At 71.1% G+C, this 25,311-nt stretch carries 23 protein-coding genes; 7 read left to right on the top strand and 16 right to left on the bottom strand.

Annotation, left to right across the window (positions count from 1 at the left end; genetic code table 11):
* Positions 1-379 precede the first annotated feature (379 nt).
* Positions 380-901, bottom strand: coding sequence for a GNAT family N-acetyltransferase (locus AB0M30_RS19770; protein ID WP_364585478.1), 522 nt, complete (start codon positions 899-901; stop codon positions 380-382).
* A 10-nt stretch (positions 902-911) separates the two neighbouring features.
* A complete protein-coding gene (locus tag AB0M30_RS19765) occupies positions 912-1,799 on the bottom strand; it encodes a TetR/AcrR family transcriptional regulator C-terminal domain-containing protein (RefSeq protein ID WP_364585477.1) in 888 nt (295 codons plus the stop codon).
* 138 nt (positions 1,800-1,937) lie between these two features.
* Between AB0M30_RS19765 and AB0M30_RS19760 the strand changes: the two genes are divergently transcribed.
* Positions 1,938-2,615 (top strand): DUF2306 domain-containing protein, encoded by a 678-nt coding sequence (locus AB0M30_RS19760; protein WP_364585475.1) that lies wholly within the window; start codon positions 1,938-1,940, stop codon positions 2,613-2,615.
* A gap of 111 nt (positions 2,616-2,726) precedes the next feature.
* On the top strand, positions 2,727-3,683 hold the full coding sequence (locus tag AB0M30_RS19755; protein WP_364585473.1) for a chitinase: 957 nt from the start codon (positions 2,727-2,729) through the stop codon (positions 3,681-3,683).
* 1 nt (position 3,684) lies between these two features.
* Here AB0M30_RS19755 and AB0M30_RS19750 read toward each other — a convergent pair whose 3' ends face one another.
* The 7 genes from AB0M30_RS19750 to AB0M30_RS19720 all read right to left on the bottom strand — a co-directional run bounded on the left by AB0M30_RS19750 (position 3,685) and on the right by AB0M30_RS19720 (position 9,612).
* On the bottom strand, positions 3,685-4,515 hold the full coding sequence (locus tag AB0M30_RS19750) for a LysR family transcriptional regulator (RefSeq protein WP_364585673.1): 831 nt from the start codon (positions 4,513-4,515) through the stop codon (positions 3,685-3,687).
* Between the two features lie 16 nt (positions 4,516-4,531).
* The gene (locus tag AB0M30_RS19745; RefSeq protein WP_103335349.1) at positions 4,532-4,909 is read right to left on the bottom strand and encodes a DUF427 domain-containing protein; all 378 of its coding nucleotides are present in this window, start codon (positions 4,907-4,909) and stop codon (positions 4,532-4,534) included.
* A gap of 63 nt (positions 4,910-4,972) precedes the next feature.
* Positions 4,973-5,737: an HAD family acid phosphatase gene (locus AB0M30_RS19740; RefSeq protein WP_364585471.1), complete on the bottom strand. Its 765-nt coding sequence runs from the start codon at positions 5,735-5,737 to the stop codon at positions 4,973-4,975.
* Positions 5,738-5,817: 80 nt separating this feature from the next.
* The gene (locus AB0M30_RS19735) at positions 5,818-6,984 is read right to left on the bottom strand and encodes a class I SAM-dependent methyltransferase (RefSeq protein ID WP_364585469.1); all 1,167 of its coding nucleotides are present in this window, start codon (positions 6,982-6,984) and stop codon (positions 5,818-5,820) included.
* A gap of 1 nt (position 6,985) precedes the next feature.
* Complete coding sequence (locus AB0M30_RS19730; RefSeq protein ID WP_103335345.1) at positions 6,986-7,951, bottom strand: class I SAM-dependent methyltransferase; 966 nt, start codon at positions 7,949-7,951, stop codon at positions 6,986-6,988.
* Between the two features lie 4 nt (positions 7,952-7,955).
* Positions 7,956-8,735 carry an enoyl-CoA hydratase-related protein gene (locus tag AB0M30_RS19725; protein WP_364585467.1) on the bottom strand — a complete coding sequence of 260 codons (780 nt, stop codon included), beginning with the start codon at positions 8,733-8,735 and terminating at the stop codon, positions 7,956-7,958.
* 55 nt (positions 8,736-8,790) lie between these two features.
* On the bottom strand, positions 8,791-9,612 hold the full coding sequence (locus AB0M30_RS19720; protein ID WP_034284427.1) for an ABC transporter ATP-binding protein: 822 nt from the start codon (positions 9,610-9,612) through the stop codon (positions 8,791-8,793).
* Between the two features lie 315 nt (positions 9,613-9,927).
* Between AB0M30_RS19720 and AB0M30_RS19715 the strand changes: the two genes are divergently transcribed.
* Both AB0M30_RS19715 and AB0M30_RS19710 read left to right on the top strand, forming a co-directional pair.
* Positions 9,928-10,473, top strand: coding sequence for a cysteine dioxygenase family protein (locus AB0M30_RS19715; protein WP_364585465.1), 546 nt, complete (start codon positions 9,928-9,930; stop codon positions 10,471-10,473).
* On the top strand, positions 10,470-10,865 hold the full coding sequence (locus AB0M30_RS19710) for a rhodanese-like domain-containing protein (RefSeq protein ID WP_364585463.1): 396 nt from the start codon (positions 10,470-10,472) through the stop codon (positions 10,863-10,865). The genes AB0M30_RS19715 and AB0M30_RS19710 overlap by 4 nt, the downstream gene beginning before the upstream one ends.
* Before the next feature lie 41 nt (positions 10,866-10,906).
* Here AB0M30_RS19710 and AB0M30_RS19705 read toward each other — a convergent pair whose 3' ends face one another.
* Entirely contained in the window at positions 10,907-11,896 is a 990-nt protein-coding gene (locus AB0M30_RS19705) for an LLM class F420-dependent oxidoreductase (RefSeq protein WP_364585461.1), read from the bottom strand.
* 63 nt (positions 11,897-11,959) lie between these two features.
* Positions 11,960-14,488 carry an alpha-glucan family phosphorylase gene (gene glgP, locus AB0M30_RS19700; protein ID WP_364585459.1) on the bottom strand — a complete coding sequence of 843 codons (2,529 nt, stop codon included), beginning with the start codon at positions 14,486-14,488 and terminating at the stop codon, positions 11,960-11,962.
* A gap of 133 nt (positions 14,489-14,621) precedes the next feature.
* Here glgP and AB0M30_RS19695 point away from each other — a divergent pair, with 133 nt between their 5' ends.
* Entirely contained in the window at positions 14,622-16,055 is a 1,434-nt protein-coding gene (locus AB0M30_RS19695; RefSeq protein WP_364585457.1) for a neutral zinc metallopeptidase, read from the top strand.
* Positions 16,056-16,102: 47 nt separating this feature from the next.
* On the opposite strand, the gene AB0M30_RS19690 is transcribed toward AB0M30_RS19695, so the two are convergent.
* On the bottom strand, positions 16,103-17,077 hold the full coding sequence (locus AB0M30_RS19690; protein ID WP_364585455.1) for a tetratricopeptide repeat protein: 975 nt from the start codon (positions 17,075-17,077) through the stop codon (positions 16,103-16,105).
* A 344-nt stretch (positions 17,078-17,421) separates the two neighbouring features.
* On the opposite strand from AB0M30_RS19690, the gene AB0M30_RS19685 reads away from it, so the two are divergent.
* The gene (locus AB0M30_RS19685; protein WP_364585453.1) at positions 17,422-17,829 is read left to right on the top strand and encodes a hypothetical protein; all 408 of its coding nucleotides are present in this window, start codon (positions 17,422-17,424) and stop codon (positions 17,827-17,829) included.
* 222 nt (positions 17,830-18,051) lie between these two features.
* Here the strand turns inward: AB0M30_RS19685 and AB0M30_RS19680 are convergent, their stop codons facing one another.
* Entirely contained in the window at positions 18,052-18,354 is a 303-nt protein-coding gene (locus AB0M30_RS19680; protein ID WP_360169561.1) for a thiamine-binding protein, read from the bottom strand.
* Between the two features lie 79 nt (positions 18,355-18,433).
* Here AB0M30_RS19680 and AB0M30_RS19675 point away from each other — a divergent pair, with 79 nt between their 5' ends.
* A complete protein-coding gene (locus AB0M30_RS19675; RefSeq protein ID WP_364585451.1) occupies positions 18,434-18,934 on the top strand; it encodes a MarR family transcriptional regulator in 501 nt (166 codons plus the stop codon).
* Positions 18,935-18,995: 61 nt separating this feature from the next.
* Here AB0M30_RS19675 and AB0M30_RS19670 read toward each other — a convergent pair whose 3' ends face one another.
* From AB0M30_RS19670 to AB0M30_RS19660, 3 genes are all read right to left on the bottom strand, one after another.
* Positions 18,996-19,361, bottom strand: coding sequence for a DUF3817 domain-containing protein (locus tag AB0M30_RS19670; protein ID WP_364585449.1), 366 nt, complete (start codon positions 19,359-19,361; stop codon positions 18,996-18,998).
* Between the two features lie 217 nt (positions 19,362-19,578).
* Positions 19,579-21,963: a GH92 family glycosyl hydrolase gene (locus tag AB0M30_RS19665; RefSeq protein WP_364585447.1), complete on the bottom strand. Its 2,385-nt coding sequence runs from the start codon at positions 21,961-21,963 to the stop codon at positions 19,579-19,581.
* Positions 21,964-22,030: 67 nt separating this feature from the next.
* A complete protein-coding gene (locus tag AB0M30_RS19660) occupies positions 22,031-25,255 on the bottom strand; it encodes a GH92 family glycosyl hydrolase (protein ID WP_364585671.1) in 3,225 nt (1,074 codons plus the stop codon).
* Between the last annotated feature and the right edge of the window lie 56 nt (positions 25,256-25,311).

Genomic DNA, 25,311 nt, shown 5'->3' with positions numbered 1-25,311 from the left:
GCGAACGCGGCCCAGGCACCAGCCATCGCGTGGCCGGATGGAGGTGGGCGTTGCGGCCCATCGCCAGGCCGGGCCGGTGGGCGACCTGATGGCTGCTGCGCGGGCGGCTACGCCCCGATGGTCGCAGGCTGATCGACCACGACCAGAACGGTTCCAGCTGCTGATCATCGAGCAGGGCTCGGAGCTTGGATTCACGGTGGGGCGGCGGCCCGTCGTGCCGCCGTGGCCGCAGCTTTCTCGATCGGGAACCACGAAGCAGGCCGCGGGGGCGCCCCCCGAGTCCAGTCTATCGGCGGGGTGCGACGAACTCCCCGAAAAAGGCCTGCGGACGAGCCGGTTCTCCACAACGCGGCCAGGCTGTGGAAAACCCGCTTCGCGCTCAAGAGCTCGGGCGTTCCAGGACCGCCCGTTGCTCCACCCGGCCGTCCAGCACGAACTTGCTGTGCACGGTGAACCCGAGCTTCTCCACCACCCGAGCCGACGGCTTGTTCACCGGTTCGTACACCGCCAGCAACCGATCCGCCCAGCCCGACTCGAACGCGCGGTCGCGCACCGCCGTCGTCGCTTCCGTTGCGTAGCCGCGGCCCCAGCCCGAGGGGGCTATCCACCAGCCCATCTCCACCGCCGGCCGGCCGAGGCCCGACTCCGTGGCGTTGCGGCGCACCAGGGACACCACTCCGTCGAACGAACCCGGCGCCGCCGATACCGCGAACCAGCCGAAGCCGTGTTCGGTCCAGTGGGTGAGCGTTGCGCGGTGCTTGGCCAGCGTGTACTCGTGGCTCCACGGCTCGCCCGTTCCCACGTAGCGGACCGTCTCGGGCAGCTGGGCCAACGCGAACAAGCCGTCGAAGCAGGCTTCGGACCACGCGTGCAGCGTGAGCCTTTCCGTGGTGATCAGCACCGCTGCCAGTCTAGTGTTCGCCCAGCAGCACGGCGATCCCGTCGAGCTGGCGCCGCAACCCGAACTCGAACGCTTCGTCGAGGTCGACGTCCTCGAGGCCGGTCAGCACTTCGGTCAGCTCGGGGAAGCGGCCCGATTCGAGAAAGTGCGTCAGCAGCGCCATGTCCGCCTCCAAGCGCTGGTCGCCGGTGATGCCCGTGTCCTGCTCCGCCTGGACCTCGAACGCGTTGCTCACCGCCAGACCGCCGACCCAGCCGTTGAGCGTCATGATCACCTGCAGCTTCACCCGGCGCTTCAAGCCGGTGCCGGCCAGCGCTCGCAGCGACCAGTCGACCAGCCGGAGCCCCGCCGCCAGCACTGGGGGCCGGACCAGGGAATTGAGCAGGATCGGCGCCAGCCACGGGTGACGGCGGTACGCCCGCCACTGCGCGCGGGCCGCGAGTTCGAGGCGCGGCCGCCACCGCGCCGGGCCCGGCTCCGGCAGCTCCGCCTCCCCGAGCGCGACGTCGGCCATCAGCCGGAGCAGCTCGTCCTTGTCCGGCACGTGCCGGTACAGCGCCATCGGGCCGACGCCGAGCTCGGCCGCCAGCCGCCGCATCGACAACGCGGCGAGACCTTCGGCGTCGGCCAGGGCGATGGCCGCGCGCACCAGCGCGGCCCGGCCCAGCGGCGGTTTGGCCGGCGTCCGGTCCGCGACGACCGTCCCGCTGCCCGGGACCGCGCGCACCCAGCCCTGCTCGCCCAGCGCCGAGAGGGCCTTCGCCGCGGTCGCCATCGCGACACCCCACTCGCGGACCAGCGCCCGGGTCGACGGGACGCGGTCGCCCGGCCGCAGCTCGCCCGCGCTGATCCGGCGGCGCAGGTCCGCCGCGATCCGCAGGTAGGGCGCCTCGGCCACCGGGGACTCCGTACTAGAACACTTACCGACCGGACCTAGAACGGTTTCAGGGTACTCCCCCAACATCAAAGGCAATGATTGCCGGTCGAGGCCCCGCGTAAATACGGTCCGAATACACCGTACGAAACAGGGGGAACCATGACGACGACCGAAGTCCGCCGCCCGAAGCCGTGGGTGCGCCGCCCGTGGGTGTTCCCGCTCGGGCTGCTCGTCACCGCCTTTCTGGTCTTTTCGCTGCCGCCTTACCTCGGGCTCGATCCCGCGCGGTCGCGGATCCCCGCCCCGGCCGGCTGGTACTACCCGGTGCTCGTCACGCACATCGGCTTCGCGACCCTCGCCATGGTGACCTGCGCCCTGCAGATCTGGCCGTGGCTGCGGCAGCAGCACCCGGCGGTGCACCGCCGCACCGGACGCGTGTACGTCTTCGCCGGCGCGATCCCGGCGTCGATCGCCGGTTTCGCCATCGCGCTCGCGGCGCCGTTCGGCCCGGTCGGGGCCGTGTCGAACGTCCTGCTCGCGACGCTCTGGTTCGGCTGCACCGTGCAGGGTTACCGGATGGCGCGGGCGCGCCGGTTCGGCGAGCACCGACGCTGGATGGTCCGCAGCTTCGCGCTGTGCATGTCGATCATCAGCAACCGGATCTGGGGCGTGGTGTGGGCGATGGTGCTGACGCCGCAGCTGGACACGACGTTCGGCGGCAGCGAACTCGCACTGGGCCAGGCGATCGCCGGGATCACCACGTGGACCGGCTGGGTGCTCCCGCTGCTGGCCGCCGAGTTTTGGCTGGGTCGGGGACGGCGTCGCGCGGCGGCCTGAGCGACGCAGCGTGACCGGGGTAGCCCGTTCGGCCGATGGTCCACACCACGGTAAATGGTCTATACCAATGGAGACAATTCCGCCGCCGCGCTTCGAGTCGTGGAGGTTCCCATGCGTCTGCGTTCCCTGCTGGCCGTCCTGGCCGGCGCCACCCTGCTGAGCACCGGGGTCGCCGGCGCCGCGGCCGGCTCGCCGATCCCGGTCGGTCCCTATGTCGACATGGGTGCCTGGCCGACGCCCAGCCTGTCGGCGATGTCGGCCGCGAGCGGTGTCAAGGGCTTCACGCTCGCGTTCGTCAACTCCTACGGCTGCAAGGCCAGCTGGTTCGGCGCCTACGACCCGCGCACGGCGTGGCAGAAGGAGGAGATCGCCAAGATCCGGAACGCGGGCGGCGACGTCAAGATCTCCTTCGGCGGCGCGTCCGGCATCGAACTGGCGCAGGCGTGCGGCACGTCTGCGCAGGTCGCGGCCGAGTACGACGCCGTCGTCAAGGCCTACGGCCTGAAGTACGCCGACTTCGACATCGAAGGCGCGGCGGTCGCGGACCCGGCGTCGATCGCGCGACGCTCCCAGGCCCTGAAGACGCTGCAGAACAACAACCCGGGGCTCAAGATTTCCCTGACCCTGCCGGTGCTGCCCTCCGGCCTCGACGCCAACGGGCTCAACGTCGTCAAGGCCGCCAAGGACGCCGGGGTGAACCTGGATCTGGTCAACATCATGGCGATGGACTACTACCAGGGCGCCGGCGACCAGGGCGCGAAGGCGATCTCGGCGGCCAAGGCGACCCAGGCGCAGCTCAAGTCGCTCTACGGGCTGAGCGACGCGGCGGCGTGGAAGAAGGTCGGCGTCACCCCGATGATCGGCGTCAACGACTCGCAGAACGAGATCTTCTACCAGAAGGACGCCCGGGCGCTGGTGGCCTTCGCCAAGACCGTCCACCTGGGCATGCTGTCGTTCTGGGAGGCCGGCCGCGACGCCAACGCGTGCACCGGCGCGCTCTACAAGTGCACCAACGTGCCGCAGGCGAAGTACGAGTTCGCGAAGATCTTCGCCGGCTACACCGGCTGAGTCACCACCGGGCGGCGTCCGCGAGCAGTGCGTCCCGCACCGCCGCGGGCCCCGGCCGGCAGTGCTCGGTCCGGGTGACCGCGAAGAGCGTGTTGATCGGCGGCTCCTCCGGCTCCAGCAGCGCGATCAGCTCCCCCGACGCCAGCTCCGCCGCGCAGAGGTACCGCGGCAGCACGCTGACGCCGAAGCCCGCCAGCACGCCGGCCAGGACTCCGCGCAGGTCCGGGACCACGACCGCCGGCCCCGCGGACGGGCGCGTGCCCAGGACCGAACGCCAGTAGCGGCGGATGATCGGCAGGTCCTCGGCGTAGGCCACCAGCGGCGCCGTCCGGGGGTCGCCGGTGAAGCCGCGGGGGCCGACCAGGACGAACTCCTCGTCGGTCAGCGGGGTGGCCGTGAAGCCCCGGCCACGGGGGCGGATCGTCGAGACGACCAGGTCGAAACGCCGCTGCGCGAGCCCCGCCAGGAGGTCGTCGGCCAGGCCGAACGTCACCCGCAGTTCGAGCCCGCACGCCACCAGGCCGGCCAGCGCGGGCAGCACCCGGGCCGTGGTCAGCTCGGCGGGCCCGGCCAGGTGCACGGGCGCCGCGAACGGGTCGGGCCGCCCCGCGACGACGCCGGTGAGCGCGTCGATGTGCGGGGCGATCCGGGCGGCCAGCTCGTCGGCCACCGAGGTCGGGGTCACGCCGCGGGCGCACCGGACGAACAGCTGCTGGCCGAGCTGCTCCTCCAGGGCCCTGACCTGCGCGGTCACCGTCGGCTGGGACAGGCCCAGCGACGGTGCCGCGCGGGTCAGCGAGCCGGCCCGGTGGACGGCAAGGAACGTGCGCAGCAGGTCGAGGTCCAGCTCAGTCCTCGATCAGCTCGATCGAGTCCACGACGTTCGGGTAGAACGCGACGTGGTCCTTGATCGGCGCGACCGCGTCGTACGGCTTCTCGTACGTCCAGACCGCGTTCTCGCCCTTCACGTCGCCCGCGTTCAGCGAGTAGTAGCCGGCCTCGCCCTTGTACGGGCAGTACGTCTCGTGGCCGGTCCGCTCCAGCACCCCGGAGTCGACGTCCGCCAGCGGGATGTACTGGACCGCCGGGTACGTGGATTCCTGCAGGGTGAGTGCGTTGCGGCTGTCCGCGATCACGCGACCGCCCGCCTTGACCACCACCCGCGCCTTCGTCGGCTCGACGGTGATCGGGTGGTCCGGGCCCGGCTGCAGAACCTGCTTCGCCATGTCAGCTCCCTAAGAGTCCTGTGTACAGGGAGTAGCACGCCGGGCCCGGTGGTTATTCCACGCTCAGGGCAGGTAGTACATCGGGTTCGGCAGCTTGACCGGGCGCAGCGCGTGCCCGCCTTCGAGGTCGCTGAACTGGTCGCCGAGGTTGAGCACGATCTTCGTGCCGGTCGCCTCGATGTGCGCCCGCGTGCCGGACTTGTACTGGATGGTGGTGCAGGTCAGCCCGCACGGCAGGTAGTCCGGCGCGGTCGTCTTCGGCTTGAAGAACGCGCCGGCCGGGGCCGGGAAGCCCTCGCCGGCCAGGTTCTTCAGCGACTGCGGCCCCTGGAACTCGTTGCGGCCGGTCAGGAAGTAGACCTCGACGCCGTGCTGCGCCGCCCAGTTGGCCAGCTCCAGCACCGGCTTGTTCGCGACGAACGTGCCGTTGTCGATGGCCTGCTGCTGCTTGACCGGGTCGAAGCCGAAGTCGTTGTCGGCCTCCCAGCCGTAGGTGATCTCGGAGGTGTCGTCGACGTCGAGCACGATCGCCGGGCTCTTCACCCGGCCCAGCTGCTGCTGCAGGAAGCGCTTCGCGTCGGAGACGACCCGGCTGGTGTCCTTCACGAACCGGCTCGTGTCGGAGTAGTGGTGCTTGCCCGCGGCGTCGACGTAGTCGCCGTAGTACGCCTTGACGTCGAGCTTGACCTGGCCGATGTTGGCCGGCTCCTTCGACCGCGCGGCCGTCGATTCGTCCGAGCCGGCGAGCGCGGTGGCCCCCGAGGCGACGGTGGCGCCGATCGCCGCGGCGGCGGCGAGCTCGACGAGACCTGACCATTTCTTCGGCACGGCGACCCTCCGGTGAAACTCGGCAACTCGGGGAACCTACGTCACGTTCACCCGGAGTTCCACCCCTCGAAAGTTTCCGTTCACGTGATTCTTTCCGCACGACACAGGAACGCCACGGGTGAGCGCCCGATCCGCGTCAGCACCACCGACGCCTCCGCGCCGCCACGGGGTTTCAGGCGCCGCCGCAGCGCGTCCGGGTCGACGTCGAGGCCCCGCACCAAGATTTCCAGCCTGCCGACGTCGTGTCGCTTGAGGACGGCCTTGAGCGCCTTCTCGGTGTACGGCCCCTGCTCCAGGACCCGGAAGGCCCGCACGCCCGGTGGCGGGGTGTCACCGGTCAGGTACGCGATGCGCTCGTCCAGCTGCCACAACCCGTGGCGCGCCGCGTAGTGGCGGACCAGCCCGGCCCGGACGACGGCGCCATCGGGGTCGACGATCCACTCCCCCGGCTCGCGCGCGGGCAGCTCGTCCGGTTCGGCGTCGGTGACCGTCCACTGTGTCCCGTCCGAGCGCAGCACGGTCGCCCGGCGGGTGACGCCGGTGCCCAGGCCCCGCCAGAGGCAGGATTCGCGGACCTGGCCGTCCAGGGACACGAGTTCGACCTCGTCCGCCCACGGCGTGAGCGCGAAGTCGAGGCCGGGAGCGCACTTGATCGCCAGCGAACGCCCGGGGTAGGCCTCGACCAGCCCGTCGAGCGGCGGGGCGAAGTCGGCGGGTTTCCACGCCCGGCGCCCCGCCGAATCCCGGCGGGCCGGATCGGCGACGACGACCCCGGACCGGCTGGCCGGACGCAGGGCGTCGGCCCGCGCGAGCCCGAACGCGACCCCCGCGGCGGTTCCGTTGTGCCGGGCCATTTCCAGGCGTACCGGGTCCAGATCGGACCCCAGCGCGCGCCGGGCCACGCGGGCGATCTCGACGAGGTCGGCCCCCACCGAGCACGTGACGTCGTGGACGTCGAGCCCGGCCAGCCGCGCCGCCCGGTGCCGCGCGACCGGGGTGGCACTCGCCTGCTGAAGCGCGTCCGAGGTGAACAGCCAGCCGTCGGAATCCACTTTGGACGCGGCTTTGCGACGCAGGAGCACGGTTTCCAGCACCGCGCTCGCGTGTTCCGTGCCGACCAGGCGGCGCACGGCGGCGACGGACGCGATCGGGTCGGTCAGCGGCAGCGCCGAGACCTCGGCGAGCGCCGCCACCCCCGCGCCGGAACGCAGGTGGGCGACGTCGCCGAGGCTGAACGAATATCCCAATTCAGGACGGCCGCTTGGTCCCGGTGATCATGACGTTGTAGAACAGCTCGCGCGGCAGGATCTTCGCCAGGACCTTCTTGTCCACGGCGGACAGCCGCAGCCACAGGTGGTAGGCGAACAGCCGCCAGCGCACGGTGAGCTTCTCGGCCGGCACCGCGGCCTCGAACGTCCGGATCGGCCACCCGGCCAGCGCGGCGGCGAACTCCTCGGTGACCGCGCGGACGTCCTGGGCGCCGGCCCCGCGGGCCCACGTCTCCAGCTCCGACGGGTCGAAGGTGTGGATGTCGACGACGGCTTCGAGCGCCGCGGCGCGCGAGGACTCGTCCAGTTCGGACTGCGGACGCCGCCAGCCGCTCAGCACCGGCAGCTTCGTCACCCGGGTCGTCAGGAACCAGGTGAACTGGCCGAGCTTGCGGGCGTAGAAGTCGCCGATCTTGGTCGGCTCGCCGGCGAAGACGAACCGGCCGCCCGGCTTGAGCACGCGCAGCACCTCGCGGAACGCCGCCTGGACGTCCGGGATGTGGTGCAGCACCGCGTGCCCGACCACCAGGTCGAAGGTGTTGTCGTCGTAGGGGATGCGCTCGGCGTCGGCGACCCGGCCGTCGACGTCGAGGCCGAGCTTCTCGGCGTTGCGCAGCGCGACCTGGACCATGCCCGGCGAGAGGTCGGTGACCGAGCCCTTCTTGGCGACGCCGCCCTGCATCAGGTTCAGCAGGAAGAAGCCGGTGCCGCTGCCCAGCTCCATCGCGTGCTGGTACGGCTGGCCGTCCTCGCCCGCGACGGCGTTGAACACGTCGGTGGCGTAGGAGATGCAGCGCTCGTCGTACGAGATCGACCACTTCTCGTCGTAGGTGCCGGCTTCCCAGTCGTGGTAGAGCACGTTCGCCAGCTTGGGGTCGGCGTAGGCCGCCTGGACCTCTTCGGCGGTGGCGTGCGGGTTCGGCGCCGGGTCGTTCACGTCGGTCAAGGCGTCATTTCCCTTCGAACGTGGCCTTGCCGGGCCCGTTTTCGATGAACGACTTCATGCCGTTCTGCTGGTCTTCGGTCGCCCAGAGGGCGGCGAACAGGTGCGATTCGAGCTTGAGCCCGTTCGCCAGGTCGGTGTCGAGGCCGCCGTCGATGGCCGCCTTCGCCGCGCGCAGCGCCACGGCGGGACCGTTCGCGAACTGGGCCGCCCACTTGTGCGCGGCCGCGTAGACGTCGTCCGGGGCGACGACCTGGTCGACGATGCCCAGCGAGAGCGCCTCTTCGGCCTTGACGAACCGTCCGGTGTAGACGATGTCCTTGGTCTTGCTCGGGCCGATCAGCCGGGCCAGGCGCTGGGTGCCGCCCGCGCCGGGGATGACGCCGAGCTGGATCTCCGGCTGGCCGACCTTGACGTTGTCGCCGGCGACCCGCCAGTCGGCGGTCAGCGCCAGCTCCAGGCCGCCGCCGAGGGCGTACCCGGTGATGGCCGCGACGACCGGCTTCGGGATGTTCGCGATGGCCGCCAGCGTGCCGGTGAGGGTGGCGCCGAACTTCGCGATCTGCGGGTACGTGCGGGTGGCCATCTCCTTGATGTCCGCGCCGCCCGCGAAGGTCTTCTCGCCGCCGTAGAGGATCACCGCGCGGACGTCGTCGCGCTCGGTGGCTTCCTTCGCCAGCTCGGCGAGCTCGGCGGTGACCTGGGCGTTCAGGGCGTTGACCGGCGGGCGGTCGAGCCGGATCGTGCCGACCCCGTCCTTGACCTCGAGGGTTACGAACTCTCCCACGTCACTCCTCCTCGTTGAACAGGTGCCAGCAGGCTACCGGTCGGTAAGCCACACCTTAGCGACGGCGGGCGAAGAAGCGGTCGCCGGAACGCTCCAGCACGAGGTCCTGGTCGAACGTCTTGGAGAGGTTTTCGCTGGTGATGACGTCGTCGACCAGCCCGGACACCACCGCGTGGCCGTCGCGCAGGAGCAGCGCGTGGGTGAACCCCGGCGGGATCTCCTCGACGTGGTGGGTGACCAGCACCAGGGCCGGGGCGTCCGGGTCCAGCGCCAGCTCGGACAGCCGGGCGACCAGGTCCTCGCGGCCACCGAGGTCGAGGCCGGCGGCGGGCTCGTCGAGCAGCAGCATCTCCGGGTCGGTCATCAGCGACCGGGCGATCAGCGCGCGCTTGCGCTCGCCTTCGGACAGCGTGCCGAAGGTGCGGTCCGCCAGGTGCCCGATGCCCATCGCGTCCAGGAGTTCGGTCGCGCGGGCGGTGTCGAGGGTGTCGTACTCCTCACGCCAGCGGCCGAGCACCGCGTAGCCGGCGCTGACCACGACGTCCTTGACCAGCTCGTCGCCCGGCACGCGCTGGGCGATGGCCGCCGAGGTGAAGCCGATGCGCGGGCGCAGGTCGAAGATGTTGACCCGGCCGATCCGCTCGCCGAGCAGGTCGACCTCGCCGGTGGTCGGGTGCAGTTCGGCCGCGGCGAGGCGCAGCAGGGTGGTCTTGCCCGCGCCGTTCGGCCCGAGCACCACCCAGCGCTCGTCCAGTTCCACGGTCCAGTCGAGGCCGGCGAGGAGGTCGTTGGTCCCCCGGCGGACGCCGACACCGGCCATCCGGACCACGAGGTCGTCAAGTTCGCTGGGCTGGATCGGCTCGCTCACGAGGCCCATTCTGTCTGCCGTCGCGCGCGGGTGCGCACCCGCCCGGGTGAGACGGCGAACGGGCAGGTCGGAGCCCGTTCCACGAGGTGGAACGGCGCGAGCGGGAACGCCGGTTGTGGCACCATCCGGACCATGACCGCCGACGCGCCCGTGACCCCGGTGACCCGGGGCTCGTTCTGGCGCCGTCGCGCGATCGACCTGCTCCTCGTCGCTTCGGCCGGGTGTACGCGGGCGCGGCTCCGCTGATCCCTCGCGTCCGCTGACGCGTGCGGTGCCGCGCTGCTCGAGCGTCCCGATCACTCCACGTTGCGAGGAGCACCCGCGTTGACCACGTCCCTGGTTCGCCCGCCCGTCGAAATCCACCCGCAGCTGACCGACCCGCTCCTGCCCGAGCTGCTGCACCCCGCACGCCTACTCTGGACGCCGCGCGAGCTGGCCGAGCTGACCACCACCGTCACCACCGAACTGACCGCGGGCCTGCGGGGCATCCTGCGGTTCGACGAGGACCGCCGCTGGTGGGCCCGGCTGGCACTGACCGACGGCGTCGAGCTGTGGCTGCTGTCGTGGCTGCCCGGCCAGTCCACGAAGCCGCACGACCACGGCGGCGCGTCCGGCTCGTTCACCGTCCTGCAGGGTGAACTCGGCGAGGAGTACCGCTACCCGGGCGGCCCGATCCGGCGCCGGACGCACGTCGCCGGCGAAGGCCTCGGCTTCGGCGCCGGCCGCGCCCACCAGGTCACCGGCCTCGGCGACCGGCCCGCGGCGAGCGTCCACGCGTATTCGCCGCCGCTGGTGGCGACGCGGGAGTACGCCACGCTCGCCGACGTTCCGGCGGAAATCCCGCCGCTGCCCGCTATCGTCCGGTCATGAGCGCTGTCGATTCGCTGCTGACTTCCGCACGGTCCGGCTTGGACCGGGTGACGCCCGCCCGGGCCCGCGAGCTGCAGGAGGCGGGGGCGCTGCTGGTCGACATCCGGCCGCTGGCGAACCGCGAGGCGGAGGGCGAGATCCCCGGCGCGGTGATCGTCGAGCGGATCCACCTGGAGTGGCGGCTGGCACCGGACAGCGAATGGCGGCTGCCCGGGGTGACTCCCGATGCGACGGTGGTCGTGGTGTGCAACGAGGGCTATTCCTCGAGCCTGGCGGCGGCCGACCTGCAGCGGCTCGGCCTGCCCGGCGCGACCGACCTCGACGGCGGGTTCCGCGCGTGGGCCGCCGCCGGCCTGCCCGTGCAGGCCGGCGGGAGCCCCGCGGTGCCTTAGCAGCCCCCGTTTTCCACGCTACCGAAGGGGACCGACGGTTTTCAGCCGGCCAGCGTCGGGGCGATGTGCTTGGTGAACAGGTCGATGCCGGAGCGGTCGTACGCGGCTTCCGGGAAGTTGAAGATCGCGTACGACATGCCCAGCTCCCCCATCGCGGCGAGCTTCTCGGCGACCTGCTCCGGCGTGCCGGTGGCCGGGCTGTTCTCGAAGTTGGCCGCCCAGCGCTCGACGGCGTCGGCCTCGATGTACTTGCCGAGGTGGGACCGCAGCCAGGCCAGCTTGTCCCGGACGTCCTTTTCGGTCTCGCCGAGGACGATGTTGTGGTTGGCCGAGCGCACGATCGCGTCGAAGTCGGTGCCGACGTCCTTGCAGTGCTGCGCGAGGATCTCCGACTTGCGGGTGAACGTTTCCGGGTCGGCGGCGAAGTTCGTGTACTTCGCGTACTTCGCGGCGATCTTGAGCGTCTTCTTCTCGCCGCCGCCGGCGATCCACAGCGGGAGCCCGCCTTCCTGGGGCGGCAGCGGACGCAGGATCGCGCCGTCGGTCCGGTAGTGCTTGCCGTCCAGCGTGGACTTTCCGGTCGTCCACAGGTCACGCATGATCTGCACGCCCTCGTCGAGCTGGCCGAGCCGCTCGCCGGCGGACGGGAAGCCGTAGCCGTAGGCCCGCCACTCGTGCTCGTACCAGCCGGCGCCGATGCCCATCTCGACCCGGCCGCCGGAGATGAGGTCGGCGGTGGCGGCGACCTTCGCCAGGTAGGCGGGGTTGCGGTAGCCCATGCAGGTGCACATCTGCCCGAGCCGGACGGTCTCCGTCGCGGCGGCGAACGCCGAGATCAGCGACCAAGCCTCGTGCGTGGCCTCTTCGGTGGGGACGGGCACGGTGTGGAAGTGGTCGTAGACCCAGATCGATTCGAAGGGCCCGGCCTCCGCGTGTTTCGCGAGGCCGAGCATGGTCTTCCAGTGGTCCGCGGGGTCGATGCCGGCCAGGTCCAGCCGCCAGCCCTGCGGGACGAACATTCCGAAGCGCATGCGTCCAACCTAACGCCGCCCAAGCCGGGCTGCGCAACGATTTCCGGCTGGAGCAGCTCCAGGTCAGGCCAGCACCACGCGCGCCAGCTCCGCCGGCGTCGCCAGCAGGCCGTGCTTCGGCAGCACCCGGACCGTGTACCCGATCGCGCCCGGCCGCGGCAGCTTCACGCGGGCCGCGAACGCCCCGACCCCGTCGCCGGACATCGGGACCGTGACCGGGTCGCGGAGCTCGTCGTCGTCGGCCACGCGGCCGACCACCGCCTGGATGTCCACTTCGGACGGATCGAGGCCGGCCAGGTCGATGCGGGCCCTGATCGTCACCTCGGTGCCCACCACCAGGGGCTCGGTCGCCTCCACCAGCAGCTCCGAGTCGAAGATCCGCAGCCGCGGCCACGACACCTCGAGCTTCGTGCGGTAATCCGCCAGCGACAGCGCGCCGCGGTAGCCGTCGCCGGTGGCCGCCGCGACCGTGCGGGAGGCCGGCAGGTAGCCGTTGTCCACATACTCGCGGACCATCCGGGACGCCTGCACCCGCGGGCCGAGCGTCTCCAGCGTGTGCCACACCATCGACAGCCAGCCCGTGGGCACGCCGTCGGAGGAACGGTCGTAGAACAGCGGCGCGATCTGCTGGCCGAGCAGCTCGTACAGCGCCGCGGCCTCGAGGTCGTCGCGGCGCAGCGGGTCGGCGACGCCGTCGGCGGTCGGGATCGCCCAGCCGTTGCTGCCGTCGTAGCACTCGTCCCACCAGCCGTCGCGGATGGACAGGTTCAGGCCGCCGTTCAACGCCGACTTCATCCCCGACGTCCCGCACGCCTCCAGCGGCCGCACGGGGTTGTTCAGCCAGACGTCGCAGCCGCGGTAGAGGTACCGCGCCATCGACATGTCGTAGTCGGGCAGGAAGACGATGCGGTGCCGCACGTCCGCGCCGTCGACGAACCGGACGATCTGCTGGATCAGCTGCTTGCCGTTCTCGTCGGCCGGGTGGGACTTGCCCGCGACGACGACCTGGATCGGCCGCTGTTCGTGCAGCAGCAGCGTCCGCAGCCGGTCGGGGTCGCGCAGCATCAGCGTCAGCCGCTTGTACGTCGGGACGCGGCGGGCGAACCCGACGGTCAGCACGTCGGGGTCGAAGACCGAGTCCACCCAGCCCAGCTCCAGCGGGGAAGCGCCACGCTGCAGCCACGCGGCGCGCACCCGGCGCCGCACCTCGTGCACCAGCTTCTCGCGCAGCTCACGCCGCAGCTCCCACAGCTGGGCGTCGGAGACGCCGTCGCGCAGCGGCCCTTCGCCGACGTCGAGGCCCCATTCGCGGCCGAGCAGCGTGCTCAGCTCACGCGCCACCCACGTCGGGCCGTGGACGCCGTTCGTCACCGACGAGATCGGCACCTCGTCGTGGTCGAACCCGGGCCACAGCCGGGAGAACATCTTGCGCGTCACGCGTCCGTGCAGCTGCGAGACGCCGTTCGCGCGCTGCGCCAGCCGCAGGCCCATGTGCGCCATGTTGAACAGGCCGGGGTTGTCCTCGGCGCCGAGCGCGAGCACGCGCCGCGGGTCGATGTCGGGCACCAGCCTGCCGTCGTTGAAGTAGCGCTGCACCAGGTCCACCGGGAACCGGTCGATCCCGGCGCTGACCGGGGTGTGCGTGGTGAACAGCGTCCCGGCGCGGACCGCGGGCATGGCCTCGTCGAACGCGAGCCCGTCGGCTTGGACGATCTCTCGCGCGCGCTCCAGCCCCAGGAAGCCTGCGTGTCCCTCGTTCGTGTGAAACACCATCGGCTGCGGGTGCCCGGTGAGCTCGCAGTACTTCCGCACCGCCCGGAACCCGCCGATGCCGGCCAGGATCTCTTGCCGCAGCCGGTGGTCGGCGTCGCCGCCGTAGAGCCGGTCGGTGACGCCGCGCAGGTCTTCGTCGTTGGCCTCGGTGTCGGTGTCGAGCAGCAGCAGCGGCACCCGGCCGACGCGGGCCTGCCAGATCTGCGCGCACAGCTCGCGCCCGCCCGGCATCGCGACGCCGATCAGCACCGGCCGCCCGCCGACGGTCAGCAGCTCCAGCGGGAAGGCGTTCGGGTCGATCACCGGGTAGTGCTCGACCTGCCAGCCGTCGAGCGACAGCGACTGCCGGAAGTAGCCGTTGCGGTAGAGCAGCCCGACGCCGACCATCGGCACGCCCAGGTCGGACGCGGCCTTGAGGTGGTCGCCGGCCAGCACGCCGAGGCCGCCGGAGTAGTTCGGCAGCGCTTCGGTGACGCCGAACTCCATCGAGAAGTAGGCGACCGCGGACGGCAGGCCGTCGTCGTCACGGCGCTGGTACCAGCGCGGCTCCGACAGGTACTTCTCCAGGTCCTCGGCCGCGGCGCGGGCACGCGCGAGGAAGCCGTCGTCGACGGCGAGCTCGTCGAGGCGGGCCGGCGGCAGCGCGGTGAGCATCCGCAGCGGGTCGCGCACGGCGTTGAAGAGCTCGGCGTCCATCGACGCGAACAGGTCGCGCGTCGGCGGGTGCCACGTCCAGCGCAGGTTGGTGGCCAGCGCGCCCAGGCCGGACAGCGAATCCGGGAGGCTGGCGCGGACGGTGAACCGGCGGACTGCACGCATGGGAAGCGACGATATCGGGCCACCGGCTCGACTGCGCAGGGAGGACTTCGGGGATTACGTGCACGCTCGGCGAATGCCCTGGGTAGGGTCCTGCGCGTCGGGTACCGGGTGGGCACGAGAGCGAGTTGGACAGATGATCCCAGGGGGAGGACGGCGGGCGCTGGTCGCGCTGCTGGCCGTCGCGGCGGTCGCCGTGAGCGGGTGCAACAGCAAGGGCGGTGCGAACGGGGATCCGGCCAAGGACACCGGTGCGGGCTCGGTCTCCGGGCTGCCGGTGACGCACTTCGAGAGCGGTCTCAAGCCGGACGCGCCGACGCCGAGCCTGAACGTCCGCAACGCCCAGGGCGGCGAGGACGACAAGCTCGCCACCGCCGCGATCGACGACGTCCAGACCTACTGGGGCGAGATGCTGCCGGGCAACTTCGGCCGGCAGTTCGAGCCGGTCAAGTCGCTGCTGTCCTACGACGCGCAGACCGACACCGAGAAGACCGGCTGCGGCAGCGTGAAGAAGCTCGTGAACGCGTTCTACTGCCCGGTCGACGACTCGGTGGCGTGGGACCGCGGCGTGCTGCTGCCGATGCTGCGCCAGCGGTTCGGCCCGATGTCGGTGGTCGTGGTGCTCGCGCACGAGTTCGGCCACGCCGTCCAGTACCGGCTCGGGGACAAGGCGGGGATCACCAAGAACACCCCGACCGTGGTCAAGGAGCAGCAGGCCGACTGCTTCGCCGGCGGCTACTTCCGCTGGGTCGCCGAGGACAAGAGCAAGTACTACCGCGTCTCGACGTCCGAAGGCCTGAACCAGGTGATGGCGTCGATGTTCCTGATCCGCGACCAGGCCGGCACCAGCGCCGCCGACAAGGGCGCGCACGGCACGGCGTTCGACCGCACGTACGCCTTCCAGGCCGGGTTCGAGAAGGGCCCCAAGGAGTGCGCGGGGATGACGGCCGAGAACATCAAGCCCCGCCTCACCGAGCGCCCGTTCGACAAGGGCGACCAGGGCAAGGGCGACGCGAAGTTCACCGCGCAGACGGTCGCGCTGCTGAAGAAGAGCCTCGACGAGGCCTTCAAGGGCGCCGGGGTGACCGCCCCCGAGATCACCGACGGCGGCAGCTGCCAGACCACGCCGCCGGCGTCGTACTGCCCGGGCGACAACACCGTCAGCATCGACCTGGCGAAGCTGGCCCAGCTCGCCCAGCCGATCGACCGCGACGCCGAGATGAAGGGCGAGGACCCGGGCGGCATGGGTGACTTCGCGGCCTTCTCGGAGGTCGCCGCGCGGTACGCGCTGGGCATCCAGAAGGGCGTCGGCGCGTCGATCGACAACGCGAACGCGGGCCTGCGCACCGCCTGCCTGGTGGGCGCCTGGGCGGCGTTCACCAACCGGCCGGGCGACCTGCGGCTTTCGGCGGGCGACCTCGACGAGGCCATCGCGGACCTGCTGCAGCCGGAGAGCCTGGTGTCCGCGGACGTCAACGGGAAGCGCCCGGACAGCGGTTTCGACCGGGTCGAGGCGCTGCGTCGCGGGTACCTCGAGGGTTCGGCGGTCTGCTCGAAGCAGTACGCCTGATTTTGACGTGAAAAAGGGCCCCCACCGCGGTGGGGGCCCTTTTCGTCTCAGAAGAGGGCGCTCGCCAGGTCGCGGCGGGCCTTCATGACCCGGTCGTCGGCCGGGTCGAACAGGTCGAACAGGGCCACCAGGTGCTCGCGGACCTTGTTGCGGTCCTCGCCCGCGGTGCGGCGGACCGCGTCGATCAGGCGCTTGAACCCCGCCTCGACGTCGTTCTCCGCGATGTCCAGGTCGGCCGCGTCGAGCTGGGCCGCCAAGTCGGACGGGTCCGCGTCCGCCTTGGCGCGCGCGTCCGGGTCGGCGCTTTCGGCACGGGCGGTGAACTTGACCTGGGCCAGGGCGTTCTTCGCCAGCTCGTTCGCCGGTTCGACGTCGAGGATGCGCTCGTACGCGGCCTGCGCGGCGGCGAAGTCGCCCCGCTCGAAGGCCTCTTCCGCCTCGGTGAAGCGCGGGTCTTCCGGCTCCTCGGCCGGGCCGCCGCCGGCCGCCTCCGCGTCACGGATGCCGGGCAGCTTGTCGCGCAGGGCGTCCAGCAGCGCGTTGATCCACTTGCGGATCTCGGGCTCGGGCAGCGCACCGGAGAAGGCGTCGACCGGCTGGCCGCCGGCGATCGCGACGATCGTCGGGATGGACTGCGCGCCGAACAGCTGCGCGATCCGCGGGTTGGCGTCGACGTCGACCTTCGCGACGACCCACGCGCCACCGGACTCGCCGGCCATCCGCTCCAGGACCGGGGACAGCTGCTTGCACGGGCCGCACCACTCGGCCCACAGGTCGACGACCACGAGCTGGTGCAGGGACCGTTCCACGACCTCGGCCTGGAAGGTGGCCTCGGTGACATCGATCACGGCATCGCCCGAGGCGGGCCGCGGCGGCCCCTCGCCACCGGCCGGCCCTGCGGACGGGGCCGGCTGCCGTTGCGCCGCTTCGGCGCGGGCCTTGAGCGCGGACAGGTCGACCGCGCCGGAGAGGGCGGCGGACAGGGCCGCTGACTTCGCTGCAGATCCGCGTGGTTGTGTCACGGTTCCATCCTGGCACGCGCACCGGAGAAGTTTCACGGGGTGCCCGGCCCCGTCCACGGTGTGGCCGGTTCGGGCGCCGGCGGCGCGGGGTTCGAAAGCCGCGTGCGATCGCGGGCGGCTTTCGGCAGCGAGCTGGGCCGGCCTCCGGCCCCCGGTATCCAGCTTACCGACCGGCACCGACGATTCCGGGCCGCGCGCGCAGCCCCCGGGAACTGTCGGTGGCCCCCGGTAGCGTGGAAAACGGGGGCTGCTCAGCGGGTGACCGGGCCGATCCACGGGGTTTCCGCACGCTGCCCGGGCCGTCCGCTTGGCAGGGACGGCACCGCTGGGGCAGGCTCGGCCGGGTGCACATCCGGCGTGACGTGAAGGTGGGTCTCTCGGTCGCGGCCGCCGTCGTCTGGATCGGGGCCGTGACGCTGCTCATCGTGCACGAACCGGACCCCGGTGCGGCCACCCCGGCCGAGCTGCGCGACCGGCTCGCCTCGGCGCTCTCCGGCCACGACGCCGACGCCTTCGCCGACCTCCTCGACTACCCCGGCTCGGGCGGCGGCGACTTCGCGAAGGACTACGTCTCGGTGCTGGCCGACCGCGGGGTCCACGCCGTGCGCGTGGACCTGGGCCCGGACGTGGCCGCCCCGACCCGCGCGACGGTCTCCGGCGCCCTCGGCGACGGCCAGCCGTTCAGCTACCCGCTGACGGTGACGAGCGAAGACGGCCGCTGGACGGTCGCCTTCACCCCGCCCCTCCCCTGACCAGCCGGCCCGCGCACCTGGACAGTCGGGCCGCGTACCCGGACGGTCCGCCCGCGTACCTGGACGGTCGGCTCGCGTACCCGGACGGTCGGACGGCGTACCTGAAGGGTCGGACGGCGAGCCGACCGTTCCGGTACGCGAGCCGACAGGTGGGGAACGCGAGCCGACCGTTCCGGTACGCGAGCCGACCGGTGGGGAACGCGAGCCGGCCGTTCCGGTACGTCAGGACTCGCGGAGGTGGGCTTCCACCCGGTCCACCTTGGCTTCGAGCTGCCCCTCGAAGCCCGGCCGGATGTCCGCTTTCAGGACCAGGCCGACCCGGGCCGAGCCCTCGCCCGCGGCCTCGACCGCGCGCTTGACGACGTCCATCACCTCGTCCCACTCGCCTTCGATGTTCGTGAACATCGCGTTGGTCGAGTTGGGCAGGCCGGACTCGCGGACGACCTTCACCGCGCGGGCCACGGCCTCGCTCACTCCGCCGTCGGGGTCCCCGCCGGACGGGCTCACGCTGAACGCGACGATCATGCTCGGAAGTCCCTTCTTCGGTGGCCATTTCCGCCAGTCGTGCGACACCCGCCGGTACCCGCTGGTAACTTCGCGTGTCATGAACCGTCCGCTGCCGTTCGACCCGATCGCCCGCGCGGCCCGGATCTGGGAGGACCGCATCGGGCCCTCCGGGACCATGGCCGCGGTGACCGGGGTCATGCGGGTCCAGCAGATCATCCAGTCCGCGGTGGACGGCGCGCTCAAGCCGCACGGCTTGACCTTCGCCCGGTACGAAGCACTGGTGCTGCTCACCTTCGCCCGCAGCGCCAGCCTGCCGATGCGGGTGATGGGCGAGCGGCTCCAGCTGCACCCCACCAGTGTCACCAACATAGTGGACCGCCTGGAGCGCGACGGGCTCGTCAAGCGGGTCCCGCACCCGACCGACCGCCGCACGACGCTGGTGGAGATCACCGACGAGGGCCGCCGGCGCCGCGAGTCCGCGACCGAAGCCGTCACCGCCATCGACTTCGGGCTGAGCGGGCTGACCGAACGGCAGACCGAGCAGCTGACGGACCTGCTGACCAAGGTGCGCCGCGCCGCCGGGGACTTCAGCGAGTAAGCGCTCGACAGCGGAAAGGCCCGCACTCGGCCGAGTGCGGGCCTTTCTCACGCCTTGGGAATCAGACGGCGACGGGTTCCTTCACCTGGAACAGGCCGACACCGCCGTGGGTCAGCCGCTGCGGGCCGTCGAGCTTGCCGTTGCGCAGCGCCCACTTCTCGAACAGCCAGGTGAACAGCGGCGGGATGCTCGCGAGCAGCGCCAGGACCAGCGTCTTCGGGCGCCAGCCGAGCGGCTTCGCCACGGACAGGGAGACGACCACGTAGAGAGCGAAGATCACGCCGTGCACCATGCCGAGGACGGGCACGCCGCCCTCGTGAGAGGAGTGGACGACGTACTTGAGGAACATCCCGACAAGCAGCGCCGCCCAGGAGAGGGCTTCGGCGACTGCGGCCACGCGGAAAACTAGAGCGGCCTTGCTGGACACTTCTTCCTCCTGTGGGGTCTCACCACGTTGGTTCATGACACGAGAAAACGCCCGACACACCGTCCAAGGCGGACTGCCTGTGGACGTCAACGGCGCTGTCGGACGTGCTGATACCCAGTGTGAGGCGTGACGGCGCTCACCGGAACACCGGGGCCCGTGACGATGCTCACGGCCGTGGTCCATTGTGGTCTGAACCACGGCCGCGAGCGGTGGGTGACTACCCCGCGCAGGGCGAAGCCGGGGCGGCCGAAGGTGACGTCCCCCACTTCGCCGTCGCGTCGCCGGTGAGGCCGAAGTCGAGCGTCGTCCCGCGCTTCAGCTGGTCCACGTTGACGTACACGTGGTCACTCGGCCGCGAACCGACCTTCAGCCCCGAGACGTACTGCAGCTTCGAACCGTCCGCACCGGGCGCCTTGATCGTGACGTCGCGCCCGTTCTCCAGGTGCAGCACGGACTTCTCGAACCGCGGCGCGTTCAGCACGAAATTCCCAGTCCCTGGGACGGCGGGATAGAGCCCGAGCGCGCTGAAGACGTACCAGGCCGACATGGTGCCCAGGTCGTCGTTCCCGGTGACGCCGTTGGGCGCGTTCGTGAACAACGTGTGCGCCGCCCGCACGACCGTCGACGTCTTCGCCGGCTGCCGGGTGAGCGCGTACATCCACGGCGAGTGCAGGTCCGGCTCGTTGTTCGGGTTGTAGCGGAACTGGTCGTAGTAGTCGTACGGGCCGACGACCCAGTTCTCGCGCACCGCCGTCGCCGGGTTCTTCACCAGCTCGTCGTAGGCGAAGAAGTCGTCGAGGCGCTTCCCGGTGGCCGCCGGGCCGCCCATCCGCTGCATGAGGCCCGGCACGTCCTGCTGCACGAGCCACTGGTACTGCCACGCCGTGCCCTCGTGGAAGCCGTCCTGGCTCTGCGGGCTGTAGGGCTTGTCGGCGGGCGAGAACCACGCGCCGCCGAGGACCTTCGGCCGGAAGAAGCCGGTGAAGCCGCGGTCGGACTGGGTGGCATCCCACAGCGTCCGGTAGGTCCGGCCCTTCGCCGCCAGCGCCGCCGCGTCGTCCTTCTTGCCGAGCGCGGCCGCCATGACCGACAGCGAACAGTCACCGAGCGCATACTCCAGGGTGGCCGAAGCGCCGTGGTTCGGGTCGGTGTCCTGGCCCTTCTTCGGGAAGTCCGGGTCGTACTGGACGAACCCGTCCTTCTGGTAGCTCGCGTTGCCCGAGCGGCCCTGGAACGGCGACGCGGCGGGCGGGATCTCGCGCGAGTTCTGCAGCAGGGCCTGGTAGGCGTGCATCTCTTCGCCCGACAACGCGCCGAAGCGCCAGAGGTCGACCAGGAACGGCGTGACCGGGTCGCCGGTCATCGTGTTCGTCTCCTGGCTCGCGTACGCCCACCTCGGCAGCCAGCCGCCCTGGTCGTGGATGGCCAGGATGCTCTTCGCGATGTCGCGCGCCCGGTCCGGCCGCAGCAGCGCCAGGAGCTGGTTCTGCGTGCGGTAGGTGTCCCACAGCGAGAAGAAGTCGTAGTACGTCCAGCCGATCGCGCGGTGGACCTTCTTGTCGAAGCCGTAGTACCGGCCGTCGGCGTCGTTCGCCGTCAGCGGCTGCAGCAGCGCGTGGTAGAGCGAGGTGTAGAAGACCGTGCGGTCGTCCGGCGTGCCGCCCTTGATGTCCACAGTGGACAACTCGCGGCGCCAGGTGCGCTGGACGTCGGCCTTCGCCGCGTCGAACGACCGGATGTGCTCCGACGCCAGGTTCACCCGCGCGCCGGCCGCGTCGACCTGGGAGATCGCGGTGGTCGCGGTGACCTGACCGCCGCCGCCGAAGGTCAGCCAGGCGCCACGCAGGCCCGCGCCGCCGCTGGTCTCGCGGGACCCGGGCGTGCCACCGGCCGGCGACCACGTGCCCGAGGACTTGAAGGGCTTGTCGAACTTCGTCGTGAAGTACGTCGTGTAGGCCTTGCCGCCGCAGAACGCCTGCGACTCCACGGTGCCCTCGACGGTCCGGTCGTCGAGGACGCGGATGCTGCTGCCCGTCACCGGTTCCTTGTCGTTGGCCTGCCCGACGTTGACGAAGACGTTGGCGTCACCCGGTTTCGTGAAGGTGTACCGCTCGACCCCGGCCCGGGTCGCCGCGGTCGTCTCGACGTCGACACCGCCGTAGCCGGTCAGGTGGACCTTGTAGTAGCCGGGCTTGCCGACCTCGCCGTCGTGGGTGAACGGCGCCGCGTACTGCTTCTGGTCGAAGGTGGCGGGCTTGGTCGTGTCGAACGCCTTGCCGGGACCGATCTCTCCGGTCGTCGGCAGGGTCGAGACGAGGCCGCCCTGCTCCCAGCAGCCCGCGCCGGACAGGAAGAAGTGCCCGAAGCCGCGGATGGCCGTGTCGGTGTAGCGGTAGCCGGCGTAGTGCGAGGTGATGGGGCTGACCTGCGTCATCCCGAACGGCGCCGACGCGCCGGGGAACGTGTTGCCCTCGTCCTGCGTGCCGATGAACGTGTTGACGGCGTCGAGAGCGTCGCCGCCGGAAGCCGAAGCGGCAGCGGGACTCACCCCCGTCGCCACCACGGCGAGCGCCAGCGCGCCCGCCAGGACCTTGCTCTTCAAAACAGCCCTCCGGAGAACAGGAAAGGCCGCCCGCGCGGAACGCGGGCGGCCTTTCACGGATGGATCGTCACGCGCCGATGCCGATGGCGAACACGTGGAGCGCGCCGCCGCTGACGTTGTCCGGCAGCGTCACGCTCGCTACCGTCTTGCCCGCGGCCAGGGTGATCGGGTTGGTGCCGAACACCATCGTGCGAATCTGCTGCGGGTCGCTGCCCGAAGCGTTGCGGTACGGCGTCGACAGCACGATGCGGTTGCCGAACGCCGGCTGGGCGCCGCCGCCGCCGAGGGTCCAGTCGGAGAACCCGATGGTCGCGGTGGAGGTGCTGCCGTCGGTGTAGGTGATCGTCAGCGTGCCCGACGCGTTGCCGTTCGACGCCGAGCCGAGCAGCGCGAGCCGCCCGGAGCCCGTGACGTTGACCGTCTGGCCGCCGGCGACGACGTTGTCCGGGTCGCCCGCCGGGAACGACGGCCAGGTGAACTTGATGCCGTCACTGGTCACGGTGCTGCCCGGCGTTGCCCCGGCCGCGGCAAGGGCGTCGGCCGAGTAGCTCCAGCCGCCGCCGTCGAAGTTGGCCGCGCCGGAGTTCGCGTCCGGCGAGATGCCGGCGTTGTTCACCGTGGCCAGCCAGCTGTTCGGCTGGGCCACCAGCACCGTCAGGACGGCCTGCGAGGAAGCCACGCCGGGCGCGGAGAACGTCACCGGGATGCGGCGGGCGCCGTCGGCCAGCCCCGCCGGAACGGAAACCGTCAGCTCCGCGCTCGCCTTGCCCGCGGCGGGCACCGCGATGCTGCCCGTCGCCGGGGTCAGCGTGATCCCGTCGACGCTGCCCGCGCTGTAGGTCCAGGTCCGGGCGGTGCCGGAGAGGTCCTGGACCCCCACGGACGCCTTCGACGTCGACCCCGCGGGCGTCACCGCGCGCGCCGGGTCCACGAAGGACAGGCTCGGCTTCTCCTGCTCGCGGAACGACGGCGGGGCGTCGGCCGCCGCGCTGCCCCACGTGGTCGCCGTGGCGGAGCGGGTGTAGTCGAGCGTGCCGCCACCGGAGATCAGCGCCTCCGGCAGCCACGCCTTCGCGGCGGCACCGCCGTTGACCTTCAGGCTGCCCACGTAGTCGCCGGTGCCCGGCGCGTTGATGGTGACCTTCTTGCCCGAGCCGGTGGTGAGCACGGCGTGCTCGAAGCGCGGCGTGACGAGCAGCGTCTCGGCGCGGCCCGGGATCTCCGGGTAGATGCCGAGCGCCGACCAGACGTACCAGGCCGACATCTGGCCGAGGTCGTCGTTGCCGATCAGGCCTTCGGGACGCGGGTTGTACAGCTCGTCCATCGAGCGGTGCACGATCGCCTGGGTCTTGGCCGGGGCGCCCGCGTACGAGTAGACGTATGGCGCGTTGGAGTTCGGCTCGTTGCCCATGAAGGCGTAGGGCTCCTGCGTGCCCGCGTTCAGCTGGGTGAAGAAGGTGTCCAGCCGGGACTGGGTCGCGGTGTTCCCGCCGAACGCCGTCACGACGCCGCCCAGGTCGTAGGGCACCATCCACTCGTACTGCGCGCCGTTGCCCTCGACCCAGCCCTGCGAGCTGGCGGGGTCGTAGGTGCCGGCGAACGAGCCGTCCGCGTTGCGCGGCTGCAGGTGGCCGGTGCCCGGGTTGTAGAGGTTCTGCCAGTTCTGCGCGCGCTTCATGAACGTCGTGTAGGTCGCGCTGTCGCCGAGCCGCTTCGCGAACTGGGCGATGGAGAAGTCGGCGCTGGTGTACTCCAGGGTGTCCGCGCCGGCGCCCGGCACGTAACCGAGCTTCTGGTAGTCGTCCAGGCCCGGCCGCTCGGTGTAGCCCTGGGTCGGCTGCGTCGCGCCCTTGATCATGAGCAGCAACGCCTTCTGGGCGTCGAAGTCCCGTGCGCCGAACGCATACGCGCTCGAGACGATGATGTGGTACGGGTCGCCGTTCATGACGCCGGTGTAGTCGTTGGCGACCGTCCAGCGGTCCCACGAGCCGCCCTGCTCGGCGTAGGCCATCATCGACCGGACGATGTCCGAGGTCTCCTTCGGGTCGATCGTCGCCAGGAGCGGGGCCTCCGAGCGGTAGATGTCCCAGCCGGAGAAGTTGGTGTACATCGCGTGGCCCTTGTCGGCCTGGTGGATCCGCCCGTCGAAGCCGGGGTACTGACCGTCCACATCGGAGAAGACGTTCGGCTGGATCAGCGAGTGGTACAGCGAGGTGTAGAACGTCGTCAGGTCGGCGTCGGAGCCACCGCTGACGGCGATCTTGCCGAGCTGGTCGTTCCACGCCTTGCGCGCGCTCGCGGCCACCGTGTCGAACGACTTCTTGGTGTTCTCCGCCTTGAGGTTGGCCTTCGCGCCGTCGACGGACACGAAGGACAGTCCGACCTGGACGTTCACCTGCGCGCCGGTGAGGTTGGCGAAGGTGACGTACCCGCCGCTGCCCGGACCGGACACGGTCGTGTCCTGCGTCTTGGCCTTGGCCGGGCGCGCGATCGAGGCGTCGACGCCGTTGGGTTGCGCGACCTTCGCCTTGGCGCCGCCGGTTTCGGCGGCCTTGTTCGGCGTCACGGCGCCGTTCTTCCAGGTGCCGATCGACGCGAACGGCGTGTCGAACTTGGCCGAGAAGTAGACGCGGTAGCTGTTGCGCGCACCGCAGAAGCGGCCGCTCGTGGCCCAGCCGCTGATGGTGTCCTTGCCGATGGTGATGGACGCGTCGTCGGTGCCGTTGACCGAGCCGGACGTGTTGACCAGCAGCGTCGAGGACGCGCCGGCCGGGTAGGTCACGCGCGCGGAGCCGGTGCGCTGGGTCGCGGCCAGTTCGACCTTCGCGCCGCTGTCGAGGGTGACGTCGTAGGCGCCCGGGGTCGCGTGTTCGTTGGCGTGCGAGAACTTCGACGTGTAGTGGGCCGGGTCGGTCGCCGGGGAAGTCGTCACTTCACCGACATACGGGATGAACGGGATGTCCTGATAGGTCGAACAGCCCGCCCCGGAAAGGTGCGTGAGGCTGAACCCGGTCAGGGCGTTGTCGTCGTAGAAGTAGCCGCCGGGCTGGGATTTCACCGTGTCCGGGCTCCACTGGACCATCCCGAACGGTGCGACCGCGCCCGGGAACGTGTTGCCGGCACCGCCCCCGGTGCCGTGGTCGGCCCCACCGGGCCGGGTGCCCACGAAGGGGTTGACCCACTTCGCGTAATCCGTGCCGGCCGCCGCCGCGGCGGGCACAGCGGGAGCCACCGCCGCGGTCACCGCCAGCGTCAGGAAGGTCAAACCGGCTCTTAAGCGCGCTCGCGCCATGGCCATCGCCTCTCCACCTCGTCAGCGCGACCAGAAACGGTGTGATGACAACCTTG

This window comes from Amycolatopsis sp. NPDC051716 (assembly GCF_040681595.1).
In the GTDB taxonomy this organism is placed as follows: domain Bacteria; phylum Actinomycetota; class Actinomycetes; order Mycobacteriales; family Pseudonocardiaceae; genus Amycolatopsis.
The sequence above is the reverse complement of the archived record's forward strand: the minus strand, read 5'-3'. Positions and strand labels throughout refer to the sequence as shown.